Here is a 20,060-nt window from a genome sequence, read left to right as displayed (position 1 = left end):
GCGGGTGCTGCTGGCTACGGGCGAGGGGGTCACGGTGATGCGGGACCGGATCCAGCTGCCTGCGGAGACAGCGGCGATCGTGGCGCTCTGACGTTAGCGTGACTGATGCTTTGGAGGCCGGCTGGGACGGCGCCTGCTTGGACAGGCTCTTCCCCGCACGCTCATGACCATTGGCTGCGGCGTTACGCGGCCTCGGGTGGCGGTGGCTGACCGAAGCCCGAGCTGCATCGAGGCAATGCCACGCCGATCCAGGAAGATATTTCCCCGTCTTCTTTACAGATCAGACGATTATGCATAGAGTGTGTCGGCTCGACCTAGCGATGCCACTGGACTACAATCAGCAAATGCGGTGCGCCGAAAAATTTCGACCAGCACCAACCAATGCGACCATCTGGGATTGACATGGTTAAGAGCCAGCGTCTGGATGTAGCCACTGGTGTCGTTGTGCATCACAACCAGGTTCTGTTCGTCCGAAGGATTGCCCCCGAGGTTCCGGAGTACCACCTCAAGTGGGAACTCCCGGGCGGGAAGATCGAAAGCGGAGAGCAGCGGAGCGATGCGGTCGTGCGCGAAATCCAGGAAGAAACCGGTTATCGAGTGCGATTCCTTGAAGAACTCCCGATAACCTATACTGCTGACCTTGCTTTGGCGAACCCGCCGCTGACAGTAGACGTTCGTTGCGGACTGTGCTCCATCGTAGGAGATCACGGTACTGCAAGCGAGCCTCCGCAGCCTTCAAAAAGCGGAACAGAGGAGTACAGGTGGCTACCTTTTGCAGACATACCTTATGGTGACGTAATACCCGGCAGTCGCGAGTTTGTACTTTGGGCGGCGAATCACTTTGGACAGCCAATACCACCGGGCGCGTCCATATATAGAGTCGAGTTAGAGTCCATCGACTACCAGGTCAATCGCAGACGGGCTTATGAGCTTTCGCTGACCTTCGTGCCAGAGAAGCCTGAGAAGCCCTATCGGCTGGATATCCGATACGGAAGGGTGCAGTCGGGATCCTCTCGTACCAAGTCATCGACCTATAGTTCCATGAGTGACGCGCTCAATGAGGCTAAAGAGAAGATCGCTACAAGGAAGAGCCACGGTTACTCATTGACGAGCGTGGAGTCAAACCATCCGTTGCGAAGCTGGATGGGGCGCCTAGGAGTGCCGTTCGAAGATCCTCAGTACCCAAAGTTGTTCGATTAGCCCGACTTCTATGAATTACGGTCTTGGGGGAGCGTAAGTGTCGCCAGCGCTTCTTTATACAACATCCGGTCTTCAAGTAACAGAGCATCAATTTCGAGTTCGATAGCGGCCATGACTGCCTCCCTTGGCGTCTCAACTATTGGCTGACCTCGTCTGTTGAATGAGGTATTGATCAGCACTCGTCGCCCAGTTATCTTAGCAAACTCCTTGATAATCTGTCCCATAAGTTCCTGAGGGTCGGCCACTTGTATGCGTGCCGTTCCGTCCACGTGCATTGCCTCCCCGAACTCATTCCTATAAACCGAAGGAAGTGTTGGTGCAAGAGTCATCGTCTTACTTAGGGAGCAGGCCTCAAGTTCCGTGGCGAGAGCCTCATCTATCACTGGCGCAAGCGGCATAAAATCGTCTCGCCTCTTCACACCAGCTTTTACCTTCGCAACCACGCCTGGTAAACAAGGATCGCACAAAACGCTCCGGTGGCCCAAAGCCCTGGCACCAAACTCGCTCCTGCCCTCGTAGACTGCGACTACTTGACCCCTCGCAAGCGTCTCAGCAGCTTCCCGTGCGAGAAGTTCACGAGGTTGTGCCGGAGTCGCGATACCTAGCGACTTGCATTCGTGGTCGATCGCGTGGGGGGAGTATTCTGGGCCTAGGAAGAGGATCTCTCTAAAGCGGGGCGCATCGGCGCCCAAGTCTAGGCGTCGAGCATGTAGGGCATTCCCGACGCATTGCCCGACATCGGCTGAGTAGCCTGATACGAAAAGGTTCCCTGGGCCCAGCATTTGTGCGACCCTGGCCGCAGCTACGCAATTCTGGGCGACCCCACCGCTCAGGCATACCTTATCGAGATCGTAGGTTCTTATTGCGTCCTCAATGAGGCGCAGGAGACTGTCCTGTAAAGACCTCTGAATGTACCCAGCCAGGCGAGTATGTTCTTCGCTGAGCTGCGTCGCTGGCGTTCGAGGTTGCGGGGCAGGAATCCCATGGCTTCGAAGCAGCTCTTTGACCATTGAGATTGGGTCGGGCGGTAGGTTCTTTAGCGTCCCTCCCAAAGTGCCTGACGGGTCGTCATCCCATATCCCATATTCATGCAAATCGTTATCTTGTCCATATGCGGCCAAAGCCATCGTGTTGCCTGAGAGGGTATGGCTAGGCCAACCTAGATAGTAAGTGAACGCCCGATACCATTCGCCATAACCAATATCATACGGTCGGGAATGGAAGCGCTCCAGCAGGGTGACCCCGCCGTCGATGCCATACCAGAGGGTGGTCTGCTCCCTTGGTGCCGACCACCATGCCGGGGAATCAGAATCGCGAAGGACGTTTCCTCCAGCATCAGCAACCAAGACCAGACTCTTTAGAAATGGCGACACGAGGTAAGCCGACAACGCGTGACTGTAATGGTGGGACGGAACCGCGATACTTGGAAACTCCAGGTCCGGTGTCCCTTTTTTCGGTGTCCAGGCACTGTCGCTGCATGTCGAATATGCCGCCTTCCGTAAGTGAACTCCCTTCGTCGTTGCTGTTGATAACGCTAGGGCCAATGCTTTATCCAAGGAACTATCGTGTTTGATACGGGATAACCGTTCTTGCGAGACTGCGAGGAGGATACTGTCCTCGCCAACGAGGCAAGCGCCGTTGTCTTTTAACGCCAATCCGGTGTTGGCTACCGGTGGCGAATATCCCAGCCATGCATCCACCGCTCACCCCAATTGTCCTCGGTTGCCGATCCACTTAGTAAAGCTTGTCGCGTTGGCGGACAACAACATAATGACAACGGCGAACTTCTCGACCGTATCGTTGGAAGGCGGGTCTCCTATGCGTGGCCAAGGCAAGGCTTTGAGCGCCGACACGACTGTCGGTGGATCTGCGTATGCAAAAAGGCTTGCGGCGAAAATAGTAATGGAAAGGGCGCCTAGAAGGACATCTCGGCTTCCGCGGACGAGGTCCAGCGTCAGTTCAATGCCATACCGTTGGTCTACGGCTGGCCGCACCATGGCAAGGGTCAAATTTTTTGCGCCAGGGCTTCTTTGTTTGGGGACGTAGAGCGAAAATGACAACAGATCGTATTTCCCGAGCACCGGCCGACGCGGCTGTCTTACATGAATATCCTCGTCCAGCGCAGTTAGCTCCATATAGCGAGACGACTTCACGGAACTATCTCCGGCTCGACCCGTGTAGGTCCGCTGCAAAACCTCCAGCAAATACTCTTGGCCGTTGCGTATTCGGTACGCTGGTATGTCGCCATCGGTTGAATTGATCGGCATATAGGTCCCGTGTGCAGGCCTCAATCCAAGCACGCGGAAAAAGTCGAGATCCAGACCGGGATAGTGAATATCGATCTGCTTTACAACGTTCCCCCAGTGCACAACGTCGTCATTGCTGGACGCGTCGTGCCAGGCCTTTAGTAGATTCTGAATATCGCCTGATTCGTGCAAAATTAGATTCTTTAGATCCTGACCCCCAGCATTGGAGTACGCACCAACGGCCTGACTGACGAGATGATTGAAGTGAGTGAGCTGACTTGCGGTGGCGCTCGGATCATCGGAGACAGCTGCCATACTTCCAAGCTCTACCGATAGGTGAAGTACATCCCCAATCAATCTCGCAGAGATAACGCGGCCGCTTCTCAGCGGCATGAACCAGCCCGTAGCCCTGTCGCGCAGAAGTATCGTTCCCGGTCTGTCATCGAGAGATGACACCCGCCCGATTGTGGGTGCGTATTTGGTTTGGTACCGGAACCGCGTTCTGGTACCTGCCGGGGCACCCAGGAGGGCTGCTATCTCAACGTCATATGGCGGAATGAAGTTTATGATGACAAGGAAGGGTGCTGGATTGCTCATCGAGCCCTCTACTAACCCGGTGCACATCGAAGACGGAGATAGTAATAGTAACTTTGTCCGGTTTAGGCCACTGTTATGACGTGTGCTTGACGTCCCGTGGTTTGCTCGCCCAGCATAACGGATACGTCGAGTTCTTGGCACGTCCGAGATCCTCTCGCGCTGACGGTCCTGAGCAGCGCAGCTGAACTACCGCAGCCTCCCGAGCGGTGGGCTACGCGGGATCGGTGATCAATTACCAAGTTCCACGAGAGGTGATGGGCCGATTTTGCGTCGTTTCTGCACACAAACTTGCATCTCACAGATTGACGAATTACCCGGTCCATCGCACTGAATTGGTTGATCGGTGCCACGGCCGGTAGCCCACCAGTCCGTAGTCGGGGTGACTGGCGGGACAGCTTGCATCCGCGAGATGATCAATCGCATCGGCAGGCCTGGTGCTAGGTCCATCCAGGTAACGCCGGTGGGGACGGCCAACGCTGAGGCGGCGGCTGGCGGTCTCTTGCAGCGCAGCTACAACGCCTCGGTCATCGCGCTGGTGCCGCAGCGGTGTAGCGTCCAAGTGGGGCCTCTGGGACAGATGCCGGTGGCCGCTGTCCCAGTCGTCTACCTGGGATTGGGGAAGGCGTGGTGAAGGGGCCGGACACCATCGGTGCCAGGATCCGGTATTGGCGGATGCGCCGTGGTGGGATGACTCAGGCCGTCCTCGCTGGGCTCGCTGGCGTCACCCAGTCGTACGTGTCACAGGTCGAGTCGGGCCGGAAAACCATCGATCGTCGCTCCACTCTGGTTGCTCTCGCCGCTGCCCTTCAGGTCACGGTGGCGGACCTGCTCGGTCAGGGCATCCAGTCCGGGGACCCGGCCCGCGAAGGTGCCGCCGAGTGCGTGCCGGCGATCTGGTCGGCCTTGATCGAGATTGAGGACGGCGAGCGCCGCCCATCGACCTACACAGCGGATCGCCTGGCGGCCGAGATCGCCCGCGCCGATCAGCTCCGCAATTTGTGCAACTACCCGGCCATGGCCCGCATCCTCCCGGGCCTGCTGCTCGAAGCCGCCGCCGTGGGCGGCGTCGCGCTCGCTCAGGTCGCTTACCTAGCCTCCACTTGCCTTCGGCACCTCGGCTATCGCCACCTCGCCCTCAATGCCGCTCGGGTATCCGTATTGGCTGCTGAAAACGTTGAAGACCAAGCATGGATCGGTGCAGCTCGGTTCGTGTACGCACAGAGCCTGCCGATCGAGTCCGCACGCTTGGCCGCCAGAGCCGCGGACCGGTCGCTCGTGGAGCTTCAGGGAGGTGCCGCCGACGTCCGGGTGCGGCAAATGCTTGGTCAACTTCACCTCATGGCTGCGCTGGCCTCGACCGTCGACACTCGTCCGGATATTGCCCGTGACCACCTCGCGGAGGCCGCGCGGGAGGCGGCGAGTTTGGGTGATCCGGCCGACGGTGGTGGCTTCAACGGCTGCTGCTTCGGACCGACCAACGTTGGGCTCTGGAAGATGTCGATCGCGGCAGAACGGGGCGAGTCCGGCAAGGTGATCGAGCTGTCCCGGACGATACGGCCGCAGGTGCTCAAGGCATCGAATCGCCAACTGTCTTACTGGCTCGATATTGGGCGAGCGCTGGCGGACGGCGGTCGTCGGGATGCCGAAGCCCTTGCCGCATTCGTGCAGGCCGAGCGAGCCGCACCAATTCCCTTTGCCATCAACCCCCTCGCACGCGACGCCGTGGTGACGCTGGCGCGGCGCGCCCAGCGCCGCGCCATCCCCGACGAGCTGCGGTTGCTCGCCGGCCGCATCGGCATCAACCTGGCCGCATAACTAGCAGTAATTTCGCCATCACTGATTCGGCCTAGTGTCCGGTTTGGGCCGCAATCGCGTCCCGTAGGCCCGGTGCGGCGGTGATTGGTTCTGAGCATCGCCGCCGGGCCTCGACCGGAGGAGGCGGGGATGAGCGGTCAGGACGACAGTGCTCCGGAGAACAACGGTGAGCAGTCGGAGGCGGCCGAGCGGGAGGCCGCCAAGCAACGCCTCCTGGCCCAAGCCGAGTCGGAGCGCGTACCGGTGGAGGACACGACCCGCGCGGTCCCGGACCGGCGGTGGCGGCGTGACCAGCGATGACCTGCCGATCGGCCGACGCGTGGCTCGGTGGCGAGTGCGGCGGCAAATGACCCAGCAGATGCTCGCCGACCGGCTCCGCAGGTCGAAGAGCTGGGTGGACAAGGTCGAGCGGGGTGTCCGAACCCTGGACCGGTACTCGGTGATCCAGGAGCTGGCCCACGTGCTGCGGGTCGACCCGGAGGTGCTGCTCGGCCGGCCGCGGAGCACCCCAGCCGGTACGCCGGACGGGGTGGACGACATTCGGGCCGCTCTCGCCCGCTACGACACCCCGCAAGCCCCGAACCAGACAACGGAGGAGCTGAGAAGGCAGGTCGGGTACGCCTGGTTGACCTACCAGCACGCGCACTACGCGCAGTTGGTGCGGGTGCTGCCGGGCCTGATCGACGACGCCCAGGGTGCGCAGTCAGCGGAGCTGCTGGTGCAGGCGTACCGGATCACCTCGTCGCTGCTGGTGAAGCTCGGCGAGGCCGACCTCGGGTGGCTGGCTGCGGACCGCGCGATGGCCGTGGCGGGCGACGATCGGGTCTTGGCGGCGACGGCGGCCGTGTCGGTCGGGCAGGCGTTGCGCGCGTCGGGCCGGGACCGGCTGGCCCTCGCCGCGACGGCCGCCGCCGCGAACCGTGTCACGCCCGCGCCGCAGCGGCCGGCGGGGGAGTGGGCCGTGTGCGGGACGCTGCTGCTCCAGGCCGCTCTGGCCGCCGCCGGCTGCGGCGACACCCGCCGCGCGGAGGAGCTGACCGACCGGGCCGCCGGGATCGCCGCTCAGCTCCGGGGGTACGACGACTCGCACCGGACCAGCTTCGGGCCGATCGCCGTTGACCTGGCGCGGGTGCTGATTGCTGCGTTGCGGGGTGAGGCCGCCGAGGCGGTGCAGCGGCACGTGACGGTGATCCGGCGGGAGGCGTGGCGGCGGCTGCCGGCCGAGTATCGGGGCGCGTACCTGGTGGATGCCGCGCGGGCGTACCTCCAGATTGGCGACCTGCGCGGCGCCGCACGCGCCCTCGTGGACGCGGACAGCGTCGCGCCGGCTGAGGTTCGGTGCCGGCCTCTGGCGCGTAGCGTGATCGCCGAGGTTGCCCGGGGTCACCCGGCGCCGGCCGGCGTGGCGCGACTGGCGACGCTGGTCGGCCTCACCCGGTGACCCGGAAATCGTGCCCCCACCTACCGGTAGGGAAGTCGGCTCGGTTCGATTCTGACCCCTCGGCGGAGCTGCCAGGAGGCGGTGGGCCACGCCGCGATGAAGCCGGCTACCAGTCCTATCTGGCCCGAGAACCAGAATGTTGGGCTGTCGGCTCGCATGAGTGGCTCCGGAAAGACGAAGTGATGCGCCAGCGTCAGCCAAGCGAACAGCGCGAACTCGAAGGCGGTGATGGTCAGCAGTTCGGCCTTGACGACGGTTGACAGTGCGGGCCAGATCTTCGTGACGCCGCGACCCGTCGCTCCGAAGTATCGGAAGAGAACAGCTATCGCCACCGCCGCCAGATAGTCGCCGGCGTAATCGACCCACAGCGTCTTGTGACCAGGCTCGGATCTGATGACGTACAAGGCGACCTCGGCGACGACGAAGCCGAGAGCGCAATGGGCGCCGCAGCGAGACACGTTGGTGACGAGAATGCCCCGCCGGGGCCTTCGGAGCGGATCTTCGTGCTGCGGTCGCGAAAATGCCTCGGGCCTACCCCAGTTCCAGTAGAGCAGGACGGCTGCCGGGCCGATGTAGAGGACGGTCACCAGCCAGACGAGCTCCATGATCTTGACCGGCTGGCGGTGCCCGCGAAGATAGGTGTCGGCAACGACAGTCGCAAGGCTGACGAATCCAACCGCGAGCGACGTCCACGACAGCGCCAGGAGCCAGGTTGGTTGCATTCCTGCCCCTTCCGCACGCTGGGCGCCGACGCGCCGCCCGCAGTCGGACGTGGGGGACCGCTGACCGGTGTGAAACGACCGAGGGCACCTCGGAGTGTTTCACGGCGTACTCGTCGGCATCGGTGAAAAGGCGCACGCCTGGGCGGCGCCCTGCCCGGTCGGTGGGTGCGGGAACTCAACCGGGCTGGTCGACGCCGGTTGTCGCTCGGTGCTCGACCAGATGATCGAGCAAGCGAATCAGGGTCCGCTGCGTGGCCTCGACCTCCGCCGGCTTGAGGTGGGCGAGCGGCGGCTCGGCTCGGGTCGCGAGTGGCGCCGCTGCTGAACATCTCGGCAGTGGCCCGGCTGGCATCGAGCGGGCCGGTGTAGGTGATACTGGCTGACGCGTGAAGCCTCGCGCTGCCGAACGGGCGGCATGATCTGAGCCCTGCTTGCACTATCGGGGAGAGTCGTGACAAGTAGGTTCACCGAGTTGGCCGTTGACTGCCACGATCCGGAGAGGCTCGCGGCGTTCTGGTGCGAGGTCCTGGACTTCACGGTGATCGACCGGGGCGAGGGCAAGGTCGAGATCGGCTCCTGGGTGCCGACCGTGGAGGACGTTCGGGCTCGCCAGATGGCGCCCACCCTGGTGTTCATCCAGGTGCCCGAGGGCAGGACCGTGAAGAACCGGCTTCACCTCGACGTCAGCCCGATCGACCGCAGCACCGCGGACGAGGTGACCAGACTGCTCGGCCTCGGCGCCACCAGGGCGGATGTGGGCCAGGGCTCGGACCGGAGCTGGGTGGTCATGGCCGATCCGGAGGGCAACGAGTTCTGCGTCCTGCGCACCCTGGCACCGCAGAACTAGGCCGCCCGCGGGCCGAGGTCGAGCACGGCGGAAGCGGACAAATAGCATACTTGGGGCATGCGTTCGAAGAGCGACGCCCCGCGGCTCGCGCGTCAGCCGGGCCGGCTGGCGGCCTTCAGCGACGCTGTCTTCGCCATCGCCGTGACGCTTCTCGTGCTGGAGATCCAACCGCCGCAGGACTTCGGGCATCTCCTGCGGGGCCTCGGGGGGTTGTGGTCGTCGTACCTGGCGTACACGCTGAGCTTCCTGCTCATCGGGCAGGTGTGGGTCAATCATCACGTCATGTTCGACCGCGTCCGGCACGTCGACCGTGAGGTCCTGTTCCTCAACACGTTGCTCCTGATGGTCATCGCGTTCCTGCCGTTCTCCACGTCGCTCCTCGCCGGCGCATTGCGCGCGGAGCAGGGCCTGCGGACGGCGGTCGTCGTCTACGGCGCCACACTGTGGACGGCGGCAGCCCTGTTCAACATCATTTGGGCCCATCTCCGCCGCGCCAAACTGCTGGACCCCAGCCTCGGCCCCTTCGGCGTCCGGGCGATCGGCCGCCGATTCGCGCTCGCGCTGGTGTGGATCGGCTCCGGCATCCTCGTCGGCGCGTTCGTGCCGATCGCGGGCGTCGCCATCATCGCCGGCTTCCTACCCGCCTACTACCTGCCCATCCGCGGTGAGTACGGCGAGGACAACAAGGCCACCGACCGACCCGGCTGAACCGAAGCCGATGGCACGAATTCCGTACCGTGTCCGCCGAAAGTGCCCGCGAGCAACCGGCTGGCGCGACTGGCCGCGCTCGTCGGCCTCCCGCGCTGACGGGGACGCCGACCCGGGCCGACGTTCGCTGTCGTGCAACTAGAGTCGGTGGTGTGCGGATCCGGATCGACGGCAGCGACCTCCCGGGGCGGCGCGCCGGTGCGGAGGCCGACGCGCTGCGGCGCGGCAACGTGCACGTCGGGGTCCAGCGCAAGGCCGAGGTGGTCGATCAGGTGCCGGCCGACGCGGCGGAGGCGACATGGTCCTTCGAGGTGCCCAGCCGGGAGGTCGACGGGATGCTGGACGTCGGCGGGCCGTGGGTGCACGGGCGCCCCGGAGCACGGTTCCTGTACCTGAGCTGGGGCGCGGTGACCGATGACGGCTTCGCGATGTTCAGACGGGCGAAGTTGATGTTCACCGACATCCCGACCGAGCTGCTCCGCACCGCGCACGAGGACGGCGGGATCCTGGTCGGCCGACTCGGGCTGACCGATGCCACGGGTGGACCGGTGTGCGCTCGGGTCCACCCTCCCCGGATCGCGTGGACGGTGGAGTGATCGCCGCCCAATGGGTTCAGGCCGTTGAGGACTTTTCGGTCGAGGCCGACTGGGTGTTCGACCGACGCCGGACGGTCTCCGAGCTCGGTCGCGGGTCCGTGTCGTCCCGCCGGCGCTGCCGCGGTCGCGGCGCTGATCGTTGCTCGGTAACACTCTCCACCGCGTCGGGGACCGCGACGGGTGCTGTGGTCCGGCTTGCCGCGGTGTTCACCAGGTCCGGCAGATCCCGCCCGACCACCAGGGGCAGCTCTCGCGTGACTGCCATGATCGGCCCCGGCTCGCTCGCCGGGGCGGCGACTCGGGCGACACCTGCCCGTCCCGTCGCCGTTCGCGGTATCGGTGCCGCGCGGCGGGTCGTTGCCGGCGGCGCGGTGTCGGCCGGCTCCGCGACGGGGTCTGGCGCGTCCGTGGTCGACGGTGCTCCCGCTCGACTGCTGGCCGACCGGCCTGCTGTGGTGCGCGGCGTTCGGCGCGGCGGGGCTGCCGGCAGGAGCGGGGCGAGTTCCGCGTGCAGCGCCGCCCAGTCGGAGGCGGGGGGCGGGTCGGGCTGATCCGTGGTCGAGGCGACCTGGCCCGCGCCTTCTGACCGCCCCAGCTGCCGGTCGGTACGGTCCGGCGTCACTGACCGGGACCGCTCCGATCTCGGTCGCTCGTCACCGTCTCCCGCCGGCTGAACGGCGTCCCCGGCCGACGATGGCTGCGTCGAGCCGCCGGAGACCCCGTCCGCCGCAGGGGCTACAGGGGCCGCGTTCGTGAGTGGCTCGGGGGCGTGGGCGAGGAGCCGCTCCGGGGCGTCGGCGAGCAGCCGCGCGGCCGAGGCTATCGCGCCGGGGTCAGCTTTGCCGGTGCGACGCCACCGCCGACGGCGGCCGCCAGCCGGCAGGTTCCCGGCCAGCACTCGCGCAGGTGCCAGGTCGGCAGCGATCAGCGCGGTGAGCCCGTCGTAGTCCGCGTGCTCGGCCAGCCGCCGGGCGATCTCGTCGAGGTCGTACACCGTCAGGGCGATGTCCGCGGTGGTGGCGTCCAGTGCTCGGCTGATCTTGCGGCGCAACACCTTGCTGAGCGCCGCCTGCCGGCGCTCGGCGCGAATCTGCGCGCGGGCCGCGTCGAGCGAACCGTACAGCCCGAGGCCGGGATCGGCCTTCGCCAGCGAGCGAGCACGGCGGGTCAGCCACGGCTGTCGCAACCAGTGCCCGACCGGTTCGTACGCCGGCGTCGTGGGCGGCAGCTGCTGCCTGGCTCGCAGCCGGTCCCGCCGCTGGTTCTCGCTGCTCATCAGCCACACCAGATAACCGAGCAGCGACATGCCCGCGTAGAAACCCCCTTCGAGGTGGTCGCTGTGGGCCAGCCAGTTGAAGGCGACCGCGGCGGTGGCGATGACAGCCGACAACACGCGGGACAGCATCGCCGTTTCGCCCAGTCGACGGCGTACGTCGGCGTTCGCCAGCACCACGACGCCGCCCAGCTCCAACGCCCCAACGGCTGGAAGGGCGACGTACCACGGCATGCCGAGCCGTTCCATCGCCCCGGACACCTGGCCGCCCAGCGCGATCAGCAGCACGACAACGTAGAACCCGGTGCGCAGCACGGCAACGTGCCGCACCGCCTTGGCCAGCTCCGCGTCCCACGCCTCCGGCGGGTCCCCACCTGGGACCCCGCCAATTGGATTTCTACTGGTCATCCGAGTCCGGTTCGGTTCCTGGAACACGCCGAGCAGGTTCCTCTCTCACATCTGGCCCAGGCCCGACCGGCGCCGCGGCCGCCCGACCCGGCGGTGCCGCCCGCCGAGTCGTACCAGAGCCGCGCTCCGGCTGCCGGCCGTCGTCCGCCGCATGCTACAAGGCTGCGGGCCGAATTGAAGATTCCAGAGACGGGTTCAGGTGATGAGCAGGCGAAGGCCGAGTTCCGCCGTATCGCGAGCGAGAAGGTCGCGGTTGCGCTCGACCCACCGGCCTGAGACGAGGTCTGCGTGGAGGCTGCGCACTGCCCGCTGCTCGGCCTCCGCGCCGACTCTGGCCCACACCGACATTCCGCGGCGCACCGGATCGTCCAGGTATGCCTCGGGCCGGCGCCAGTAGGCCTCGAAGAGGCCGTCGGCGCAGTCCCACGGAATGTGCACCGGCTCGACGCGGGCTCCGATCGCGCCGGCCAGCTCGGTCAGCGAAGGTCGGCCGGCGAGAAGGTCCGCGAACTCCGGCAGGTAGTCGCGGGTGAGCCAGAACCGGCGCTCCCATCCGGCGTCAGTGGCGTCGTACGTGAACACCACCACGCGGCGGGCCACGCGCCGCATCTCGCGCAGCCCGGCGATCGGGTCCGGCCAGTGGTGAAGCGTGGAGACAGCCATCGCGGCGTCGAAGGACTGGTCCTCGAACGGGAGGCTCTCCGCGGCGGCAGCCACGCACGGCGCTGCGCCCGCGGGGCGCTGCGCCCGCATGAGCGCCGACGGTTCCACCGCGGTGACGTCGCGGTCGGTCGGCTCGTAGGAGCCGGTGCCGGCCCCGACATTCAGCACCGTCCGCGCATCGCCGAGCGCCGCCCAGATCCTTGCGGCGATCCGCGGCTCGGTGCGCCGCGTCTCGGTGTAGGTGGCTCCGATGGTGTCGTACAACTGCCCGCTGGACATGTCGCTGCCTCCCCGGCTGGTCACCCTCCCACGCCGCGCGGGTGGCCTGGCCTCGCTGCCCTGAATGCTGGCTCGGTATCGCCGCGATGTATCGCTCCGATACATCGACACCGTACTTATCGGCACGCTGCCGGGCAAGGGTCCCGCTTGGCCCGATGGTGCTGTTCCCCGATTGCTGGTGGGTGGGTGAGGCGACTGGCGCGCAGCGCCTCTGGAGCTGATGTCGTAGACGATTCAGTCGCGTGCACTGCTTCTCCGGGGTGGTGTGCAGGGTAGGGATAGGACCGTTAGGTGGCTCTCGGCTGGAGCGGGTGACAGCGACAGACCTGGATCTCCAATGCGCTGCTGCCCTAGGATCAGGCCGCCCGGATGCGTGTCTGCTATCGGAGGAAGCCGTGGGCTACAAGGAACGACGGGCCGAGATGATCGCCACGCAGGCGGCGCCGCATCTGGAGCCCGGCGAGCAGGTCCAGACGGGATTCATGACGGTGACCGGTTGGGGGATCTTCACGGTGCCGGCGGAGACGTTCGTGGTCACCGACCGCGCGATCCTCATCGTGGGTCGCGGCGGGGCACAGCGCCTCCCGCGCGACGTCCGGTTCGGCAAGCCGACCGGGATCTACCACAGGATCAAGCTCGACCGCACGTACAAGGTTCACCGGCAGTGGTACCAGGAAGTCATCGCCGCCGACGAGGCGCTGCGCGAGATGCAGACCCACGACGACCCGACGGCCGACGAACACTGAACCAGGCCCCGGCCCTGGCCGCCCGCAGCATCCGGGCGGCCAGGGGACGGGACGGCCGTCAGGCCACCAGCGAGACCCGTCCGTTGTCCAGGTCGTAGCGGGCGCCCACCACCCGCAGCGCGCCCTGGTGCACCTTCTCGGCGATGATCGTGCTGCGCGCGGAGAGCGCCGCCACCTGCGCCGCGATGTTGGCGCGGACCCCGTTCTCCACCGGGTCGCCCGGCTGGTCGAGTACGGGCTCGACGATCGGGCGCAGGCTGTCCACGATGGTGCCGATGTGCCCGGGTGCGGAACCGCCGGTGTGGATGGCGTCGATGGTGGCCGTGATGGCACCGCAGCGTTCGTGGCCGAGGACGACGATCAGCAGGCTGCCGAACTCCTCCACGGCGAACTCGACGCTGCCCAGCAGCAGGTCGTCGACGATGTTGCCGGCCACCCGGTTGTCGAACAGGTCACCCAGCCCCTGGTCGAAGAGCACCTCGGGGGCCACCCGGGAGTCCGCGCAGCCGACGGTGATGGCGAACGGGTGCTGGCCGGCGGCGAGCCGGTGCAGGTCGGCCAGGCTCTGGTGCGGGTGCCGGCCGTGGCCGGTGGTGAACCGCCGGTTGCCGGCGAGCAGCCGGCGCAGCGCTTCGGCGGGCGTGCCGACCGGGTCGTCGGCCGGCTTCGCCGCGGCGGCGGAAGGGCTCGCCGCGGCCGCGCCGAGCGCGACGGCGGCGGCGCCACCGGCGGTCAGCAGCGAACGGCGGGACAGGTGGGAACGTGCCACGATGATCTCCCCTAGGGTGAGGCAACTGCTTCTTTCCTACCAGCCGGCCGTCCACAAGGGTCGATCGCCTCGCCGCCGCCGGCGACCAGGGCTGGTCCCGGCGGTCGTTCCCCGCCGAGTCCCGCCCCGGCCGGCGCCCCAGACCGCTACAGGTACGGCCGCGTGATGATCTCGATGGCGTGCCCCGCCGGGTCGAAGAAGTAGAAACCGCGCCCGCCGTGCTCGGTGTTGGTCTCACCCTCCCGCCTCATCTGCGGGTCGGCCCAGTACGTGATGCCGCGCCCCTCGATGCGCGCCAGGCACCGCGCGAACAGCTCGTCGTCGACGAGGAACGCGTAGTGCTGCATCTGGATGTCCACCGGCGGCTCGGCGAACTGGAGCAGCACGCCCCCGTCGAGCAGCACGTTGGCGAACGGTCCCCACGAGGGCGCCTCCGGCAGCTCGAACAGCTCCCGGTAGAACGCGGCCGACGCGCTCCTGTCCTTGCTGGCGATGATGGTGTGGTTGAACGTGACTGGCATCCGTACCGTCTTCCCGGTCGATCCGAAGACCCGACCGGAAGCCCGCGGCGTCCACCAACCGCACCGATGACAAAGCCCCGAGGGCGCCGACGCCCCGGACTCCGCGCGAGACACACGTCCGTCGTGTTGATCTCGGCGTGGCGGCTGACGTAGCCACAACCTCCGGGGGGTAGGCCCATCTGGGGCGCGACGGAAGGCTAACACGGCGGGGTGCTCGCGATGAGTTGATCAACACTGGGGCATCGGCTAGCGTGCGCGTCCGTGAAGCCCTCTCGTCTCGCCTCTGCCCTGTTGATCCTTGCCGCGACGACGGCTCTCGCCGCCTGCGGTGAGGGAGATGCGGCGACGACCGCCGGATCCTCGTCGCCTGCCCCCACGTCCGCCGCCCCGTCCTCGACGGCCGCCTCCGCCTCCGCCACGCCGACCTCGCCCGCCGCGGCGGGTGGCGCGAGCGACAAGGAGCTGTGCGAGTCGGCGCAGAAGGCCGGGGACGAGATGAAGGCGGCCCTCGTCGCCATCGCGGCGGCTGGTGAACCGTCTGCGGCCGATTTCAAGAAGATCCTGACCGGGCTGGACCAGAAGGTGACCGAGGTGGCCTCGACCGGTGGCGACAGCAAGGTGGCCACCGCCCTGCGGGAGTTCGGCGTCCTGGCCTCCAAGGCGGCAGCGGCCCCGGACCCGGCGGCCGCCGCGGACAACACGGCTTTCGAGAAGGCTGGCGCAAACATCACCGCCGCCTGCAAGGCGGCCGGAGTCAGCGTGACCTTCTGACCGTCGTCGCTCACCCGACGCCGACCGGCGTGGCGCGCCTCGCCATGCTGGTCGGCGTCGGCCGTTGAGGCGTGCGGATCACTCGAAGAACTTGATGCTGAACCCGGTGTCGGTCGTCGGGCCGGGCACGTTGGCGCGGCGGTAGGTGGTGTTGCCCCACCAGCAGAAGGTGCCGGTGTACCAGTAGCGGTTCGCCCAGGAGTACGGGGTGCCCTTCGGCACGGCGTGGAACATCAGGGGGAACCTCGGCCCCGCGGGTGGGCTCGTGGCGATGTCGCCGTTGAGCAGGACGAAGCTGTGGTGGCCGGGGCCGTCGACGTGCAGGGTCGGGTCCCAACCGGCCATCATCGTGGCCCGGTTCGAGCCGAACAGGCAGCCGTTCGACTTGTACCAGTCCCACACGTACGTCGGGTCGCCGCCGGCCCGCAGGCGCAGGTCGGCGAGGCAGTACTGGTTGCTCCAGCTGCCGTTGGCGGAGTAGACGATGTGGAGCTGCCCGTTCGGGTCCCGGATCGCCTCGGGGGCCTCGTTGATGTACGGGTTGCCGACGACGCGTTCCCAGCTCTCCCTCGGCTGCGAGATGATGAACCGGTTGCCCGTCGGGGTGAGCGGGTCGCTCATTCTGCTGAGGTAGATGTTCTGCTCGACGTTGGTGTCGCCCTCCCAGCCCGACCAGACGAACCACCGCTGCCCGTTGAAGGTGAACAGGCTGCCGTCGATGGCCCACTTGCCGCCGGGCAGCGCGAGCTGCCGCTCGGCCGTGTAGCCGCTGGCCGGTGCCGTCGAGCTGATCGCGTACATGCGGTGGGCGGGGCCGCGCCCGGCCGAGAAGTAGATGTAGTACCGGCCGCCGTCGGTGACGATCTCCGGGGCCCAGACCTCGCCAAGGTTGCGGGTGTCTGACCACACCTGCTGCGCGGGCGCGGCGGCCAGCGCGTCGGTCGAGGATGCCTGGCGGACGGCGATCCCGCCGTTGAGCGACTGGACGGAGATGTAGGTGCCGCCGACGCGGATCACGCTCGGGTCGGCGGCCCGCAGGCTGGTCTGCCCGGCCGCCGCCGGTCCGGCGCCGGCTGCGGACAGGCCGGCGGCGAGGACGGCGGTCAGGAGGACGGAGAGGAATCTCGTGTTCACGGTGGTGTGCTCCCTGTGCTCGTGGGGCGGGGTGGGTGGCCGCCTGACTGTTCAGGCGGCCACCCCGGGGGTGCTCAGGATCCGTACACCTCCACCTCGTAGAGGCGTGCGGCCTGGTCGGTGGTCTGGGTCGGGGTGAGCACGGTCAGCCGTACGTAGCGGCCACTGGCCGACACCGGATGCTCGCTGGCGTCGGCCGTGTTGCCCCGTACGGGCGCCACGGTCGTCCAGGTGGTGGCGTCGGCGGACACCTGGAGGTCGAAGTCCCGGGTGTTCCAGGCCGGGTTCTCGCCGCCCGCCCCGGCGTGCAGGACGCGGATGCTGGTGACCGAGCGGGTGGCGCCCAGGTCGATCCGGAGGAACTTGCTGGCGCCGGTCGAGCACCACTTGTCGGTGGTGCCGCCCGAGGTGCTGCCGTTGACGGCCTTCTCCGGCCCCTCGGCGGTGGCGCACTGGGAGTCGGCGACGGCCGGCCGGTTGAGCGCGAGGTTGGTCGCCGCCGCGCCGCCGTACACCTCGAACTCGTCGATGCGGGCCGCGCCGTTGCCGTTGTTGGTGGGGGTGGTGATGGCGAGCCGGACGTAGCGGGCGGTGACCGCCCCGATCGGGTGGTAGGTGCGGCTGGACCGGTTGCCGGTCACCGTCGCGCGGGTCGTCCAGGTGGTGCCGTCGGTGCTGGTCTGGATGGTGAAGTCGGCGGTGTTCCAGCCGGTGGTCTCGCCGCCGAGCCCGACGTGCTTGACGACGAAGGAGCGCACCGTCTGGTTGGCGCCGAGGTCGACCTGGAGGGTCTTCGTGCCGGCGGCCAGTGAGCACCACTTGCTGGTGCTGCCGAGTTTCCCGTCGACCGCCTTGTCGGGGCCCTCGGTGCTGGTGCACGCGGCGGATCCGGTGGCGGGCCTGCCGGCGGCGAGGTTGGTGCCGAGGTCCGGGGCGGCCGGCGGCGGGGTGAACCCGTCGGTGAACGACGGCGGCACGTTTGCCGGGTTGGTGCCCCAGGCCGAGGGCGCACCCCCCATCGAGTACGAGAGGGTGCCGCCACCGGCGATGTCGGCGTACCGCAGCCAGGTCCGCTGCGTCGACGTGCCGTTCACCGAGAGGCCCTGGACGTACTGGTTGCCCTGCCCGGCGGCGGGTGCGGTGATCTGGAGGTCGCCGGTGGGCCGGTCGACCAGCATCGACGGGAAGAGTGGGCCGTGCAGGGCGAGCGTGTCCGCACCCGGGGTCGGCGGGTACATGCCGAGCGCCGACCAGACGAACCAGGCCGAGGTCGCGCCGAGGTCGTCGTTGCCGGGCAGGCCGCCGGGGCCGGTGGTGAACGACTCGTTCATGATCCGGCGTACGGCGGCGCTCGTGCCGGCCGGCGCCGCCGCGAAGTGGTACGCCCACGGCACGCCGTGCTCCGGCTCGTTGCCGATGTAGAAGTACGGCTGCGACTGCCCGCCGTTGGTCTGGGTGAAGTGGTGGTCCAGCCGCTGGATCGCGGTCTGCCGCCCGCCCATCAGGTTGATCAGACCGGCGAAGTTGTACGGGACCATCCAGGTGTACTGCGAGGCGTTGCCCTCGACGAAGTTCGACTGGCTGGCCGGGTCGAGCGGCCAGGGCCAGGTGCCGTCGGCGTTGCGCGGGTGCACGTAGCTCGACTCGGTGTTGAAGGTGTTGCGCCACCACTGGGCCCGCGTCATGTGGGTGTTGTACGTGGCGGTGTCGCCCAGCGCGCGGGCGAACTGGGCGACCGCGAAGTCGCTCGCCGAGTACTCCAACGAGTCGGACGGGTCACCGTCGATGTACTGGCGCTGCACGTACCCGCTCTGCCGGCCCCGGATCGGGCTTCCCTGGGTGGTGCCGCCGGCCGAGCTCTTCTTCATCAGTGCCAGGGCAGCGGCGGTGTCGAAGTCACGGACACCGAACTGGTAGAGGCTGTCCACGATGATCGGCCCGGGGTCGCCGGTCATCACGAACGCCTCGTTGTGGTTGTGCGACCACTTCGGCAGCAGGCCGCCCTGCTGGCCGTCGAGCACCATCGACTTCGCGATGTCGGCGGCCTCCTGCGGCGCGAGGTAGGCGATCAGCGCCGCCCACGAGCGGTAGATGTCCCACCCGGAGTAGTTCTGGTAGACCGGGTGGTTGGCGGTGTGGATGGCGTTGTCGAAGCCGCGGTACTGCCCGTTGACGTCGTTGGAGACGTTGGGGTTGATGAAGACGCGGTAGAGCGCCGTGTAGAACTTCTGGAGGTCGGCCGCCGTGCCGCCGGTGGCCTGGATCCGGTTCAGCACGGTGTTCCACTGCGCGTCGGCGGTGGTGCGGACGGTGTCGAAGGCGAAGCCCGACTGCTCGGCGGCGAGGTTGGCGGCGGCCCCCGCCTGGCTGACGAAGGAGATCCCGACCTTGGCCTGCACGACCGCGTTGGTGGACGTGTCGAAGGTGAGGTAGCCGCCGGAGTTCGTGCCGCTGACGCTGGTGCCACCGGCGGTGACCGTGCCACCGAGCCAGGTGCCGGTGCCGCTCGGCGTGCGGTCGAACTCCATCCGGTAGAAGATCTGGTACGTCTTCGCGCTGCCGCAGAAGCCGCCGCCGGTGACGCTGCCGGTCACGGTCGAGCCGTTGATCGCGATCGAGCCGGCCCGGCTGCCCGTGGCGCTGCGGCTGGGATTGATCAGCACGCGGGCGCTGGTGGTGGACGGGTAGGTCAGTCGCAGCGCGGCCGTGCGGGTGGTGGCCGAGGCCTCGACCTTCGTGTTGCCGTAGTTGCTGAGCACCGCCTGGTAGAAGCCGGGCCGGGCCTGTTCCTGGCTCTTGTTCTGGGTGGCGCGGTAGGACGTCCAGGCGGTGCCCGGCGAGGAGCCGAGGGCGCCGGTGATCGGCAGGATGCCGAGGTCCTCGTTGTTGGCGCAGCCCGCCCCGTTGAAGTGGGTGAGGCTGAACTCCTCGATCTGGGTGTCGCTGAACCGGTACCCCGACGGTGAGGCGGTCGGGGTGTCCGGGCTGAGCTGCACCATCCCGAACGGCTGGATCGGGCCGGGGACGGTGCTGCCGCCGGCGCCTCCGCCGACCGGGTTCGGTGCGTTGCTGTCGTCGGTGCCGATGAACGGGTTGACGTACGAGGTGAGGGTGAGCGGCGCCGCGGCGGCGGGTGCGGCGACGGCGGCGAGGACGGACGTGCCGGTGACGGCAGTCGCCAGCAGGCTGAGCAGACGGGACGGGCCTGATCGGGGCATGAGGCGGACCCTCCTTCGAGGTGACGACGCTGGTGCATGACATCGTTGTCATAGATGAGCGTCGAACTCCTGTGTAGGCCCCGGTCGGCGGACTGTCAATGGGCAG

The 20,060-nt window shown here is 67.2% G+C and carries 17 protein-coding genes and 1 pseudogene; 9 read left to right on the top strand and 9 right to left on the bottom strand.

Annotated features, from left to right (window positions below):
• Positions 1 to 402 precede the first annotated feature (402 nt).
• On the top strand, positions 403 to 1,200 hold the full coding sequence (locus DKT68_RS02925) for an NUDIX domain-containing protein (RefSeq protein ID WP_161556612.1): 798 nt from the start codon (positions 403 to 405) through the stop codon (positions 1,198 to 1,200).
• An 8-nt stretch (positions 1,201 to 1,208) separates the two neighbouring features.
• Here the strand turns inward: DKT68_RS02925 and DKT68_RS02920 are convergent, their stop codons facing one another.
• Entirely contained in the window at positions 1,209 to 2,900 is a 1,692-nt protein-coding gene (locus DKT68_RS02920; RefSeq protein WP_109815886.1) for a carbamoyltransferase C-terminal domain-containing protein, read from the bottom strand.
• Positions 2,901 to 2,903: 3 nt separating this feature from the next.
• A complete protein-coding gene (locus DKT68_RS30835) occupies positions 2,904 to 3,761 on the bottom strand; it encodes a hypothetical protein (protein ID WP_146218270.1) in 858 nt (285 codons plus the stop codon).
• 906 nt (positions 3,762 to 4,667) lie between these two features.
• Here DKT68_RS30835 and DKT68_RS02915 point away from each other — a divergent pair.
• The 3 genes from DKT68_RS02915 (at position 4,668) to DKT68_RS02910 (ending at position 7,299) form a co-directional block, all read left to right on the top strand.
• Positions 4,668 to 5,858, top strand: a complete 1,191-nt coding sequence (locus DKT68_RS02915; RefSeq protein ID WP_109815885.1) for a helix-turn-helix domain-containing protein — start codon at positions 4,668 to 4,670, stop codon at positions 5,856 to 5,858.
• 129 nt (positions 5,859 to 5,987) lie between these two features.
• Positions 5,988 to 6,158 (top strand): hypothetical protein, encoded by a 171-nt coding sequence (locus DKT68_RS31335; RefSeq protein WP_201748872.1) that lies wholly within the window; start codon positions 5,988 to 5,990, stop codon positions 6,156 to 6,158.
• A 46-nt stretch (positions 6,159 to 6,204) separates the two neighbouring features.
• Entirely contained in the window at positions 6,205 to 7,299 is a 1,095-nt protein-coding gene (locus DKT68_RS02910) for a helix-turn-helix domain-containing protein (protein WP_456238181.1), read from the top strand.
• A 20-nt stretch (positions 7,300 to 7,319) separates the two neighbouring features.
• Here DKT68_RS02910 and DKT68_RS02905 read toward each other — a convergent pair whose 3' ends face one another.
• Positions 7,320 to 8,021, bottom strand: coding sequence for a DUF4396 domain-containing protein (locus DKT68_RS02905; protein WP_109815883.1), 702 nt, complete (start codon positions 8,019 to 8,021; stop codon positions 7,320 to 7,322).
• 451 nt (positions 8,022 to 8,472) lie between these two features.
• On the opposite strand from DKT68_RS02905, the gene DKT68_RS02895 reads away from it, so the two are divergent.
• The 3 genes from DKT68_RS02895 (at position 8,473) to DKT68_RS02885 (ending at position 10,172) form a co-directional block, all read left to right on the top strand.
• Positions 8,473 to 8,868: a VOC family protein gene (locus DKT68_RS02895; RefSeq protein ID WP_109815881.1), complete on the top strand. Its 396-nt coding sequence runs from the start codon at positions 8,473 to 8,475 to the stop codon at positions 8,866 to 8,868.
• 57 nt (positions 8,869 to 8,925) lie between these two features.
• Complete coding sequence (locus DKT68_RS02890; RefSeq protein WP_109815880.1) at positions 8,926 to 9,576, top strand: TMEM175 family protein; 651 nt, start codon at positions 8,926 to 8,928, stop codon at positions 9,574 to 9,576.
• Between the two features lie 152 nt (positions 9,577 to 9,728).
• Positions 9,729 to 10,172 (top strand): DUF5990 family protein, encoded by a 444-nt coding sequence (locus tag DKT68_RS02885; protein ID WP_109815879.1) that lies wholly within the window; start codon positions 9,729 to 9,731, stop codon positions 10,170 to 10,172.
• A gap of 16 nt (positions 10,173 to 10,188) precedes the next feature.
• Here DKT68_RS02885 and DKT68_RS02880 read toward each other — a convergent pair whose 3' ends face one another.
• Positions 10,189 to 11,853 carry a hypothetical protein gene (locus DKT68_RS02880; RefSeq protein ID WP_146218269.1) on the bottom strand — a complete coding sequence of 555 codons (1,665 nt, stop codon included), beginning with the start codon at positions 11,851 to 11,853 and terminating at the stop codon, positions 10,189 to 10,191.
• Between the two features lie 195 nt (positions 11,854 to 12,048).
• Positions 12,049 to 12,783, bottom strand: a pseudogene (locus DKT68_RS02875) (class I SAM-dependent methyltransferase); the annotation flags it as partial.
• Between the two features lie 323 nt (positions 12,784 to 13,106).
• On the opposite strand from DKT68_RS02875, the gene DKT68_RS02870 reads away from it, so the two are divergent.
• A complete protein-coding gene (locus DKT68_RS02870; protein WP_146218268.1) occupies positions 13,107 to 13,541 on the top strand; it encodes a hypothetical protein in 435 nt (144 codons plus the stop codon).
• A gap of 58 nt (positions 13,542 to 13,599) precedes the next feature.
• On the opposite strand, the gene DKT68_RS02865 is transcribed toward DKT68_RS02870, so the two are convergent.
• Positions 13,600 to 14,310 (bottom strand): carbonic anhydrase, encoded by a 711-nt coding sequence (locus DKT68_RS02865; RefSeq protein WP_109815876.1) that lies wholly within the window; start codon positions 14,308 to 14,310, stop codon positions 13,600 to 13,602.
• A gap of 146 nt (positions 14,311 to 14,456) precedes the next feature.
• Positions 14,457 to 14,831 carry a VOC family protein gene (locus DKT68_RS02860; RefSeq protein WP_109815875.1) on the bottom strand — a complete coding sequence of 125 codons (375 nt, stop codon included), beginning with the start codon at positions 14,829 to 14,831 and terminating at the stop codon, positions 14,457 to 14,459.
• A gap of 261 nt (positions 14,832 to 15,092) precedes the next feature.
• On the opposite strand from DKT68_RS02860, the gene DKT68_RS31075 reads away from it, so the two are divergent.
• A complete protein-coding gene (locus DKT68_RS31075) occupies positions 15,093 to 15,602 on the top strand; it encodes a hypothetical protein (protein ID WP_161556611.1) in 510 nt (169 codons plus the stop codon).
• A 78-nt stretch (positions 15,603 to 15,680) separates the two neighbouring features.
• Here the strand turns inward: DKT68_RS31075 and DKT68_RS02845 are convergent, their stop codons facing one another.
• Both DKT68_RS02845 and DKT68_RS02840 read right to left on the bottom strand, forming a co-directional pair.
• On the bottom strand, positions 15,681 to 16,736 hold the full coding sequence (locus DKT68_RS02845; RefSeq protein ID WP_109815873.1) for a glycoside hydrolase family 43 protein: 1,056 nt from the start codon (positions 16,734 to 16,736) through the stop codon (positions 15,681 to 15,683).
• A 74-nt stretch (positions 16,737 to 16,810) separates the two neighbouring features.
• Positions 16,811 to 19,954 (bottom strand): GH92 family glycosyl hydrolase, encoded by a 3,144-nt coding sequence (locus DKT68_RS02840; RefSeq protein ID WP_109815872.1) that lies wholly within the window; start codon positions 19,952 to 19,954, stop codon positions 16,811 to 16,813.
• Positions 19,955 to 20,060: the final 106 nt, after the last annotated feature.

Origin of the sequence: Micromonospora acroterricola (assembly GCF_003172955.1) — a bacterium.
GTDB lineage: Bacteria > Actinomycetota > Actinomycetes > Mycobacteriales > Micromonosporaceae > Micromonospora > Micromonospora acroterricola.
Note: the sequence above shows the minus strand (reverse complement) of the source record. Positions and strands in the feature narration are given on the sequence as shown.

Coding starts and splice junctions, on each gene's coding strand:
- DKT68_RS02890 (WP_109815880.1), top strand. CDS start 8,926: ATGCGTTCGAAGAGCGACGCCCCGCGGCTCGCGCGTCAGCCGGGCCGG.
- DKT68_RS02880 (WP_146218269.1), bottom strand. CDS start 11,853: ATGACCAGTAGAAATCCAATTGGCGGGGTCCCAGGTGGGGACCCGCCG.
- DKT68_RS02910 (WP_456238181.1), top strand. CDS start 6,205: ATGACCCAGCAGATGCTCGCCGACCGGCTCCGCAGGTCGAAGAGCTGG.
- DKT68_RS02925 (WP_161556612.1), top strand. CDS start 403: ATGGTTAAGAGCCAGCGTCTGGATGTAGCCACTGGTGTCGTTGTGCAT.
- DKT68_RS02905 (WP_109815883.1), bottom strand. CDS start 8,021: ATGCAACCAACCTGGCTCCTGGCGCTGTCGTGGACGTCGCTCGCGGTT.
- DKT68_RS02840 (WP_109815872.1), bottom strand. CDS start 19,954: ATGCCCCGATCAGGCCCGTCCCGTCTGCTCAGCCTGCTGGCGACTGCC.
- DKT68_RS30835 (WP_146218270.1), bottom strand. CDS start 3,761: ATGGCAGCTGTCTCCGATGATCCGAGCGCCACCGCAAGTCAGCTCACT.
- DKT68_RS31335 (WP_201748872.1), top strand. CDS start 5,988: ATGAGCGGTCAGGACGACAGTGCTCCGGAGAACAACGGTGAGCAGTCG.
- DKT68_RS02860 (WP_109815875.1), bottom strand. CDS start 14,831: ATGCCAGTCACGTTCAACCACACCATCATCGCCAGCAAGGACAGGAGC.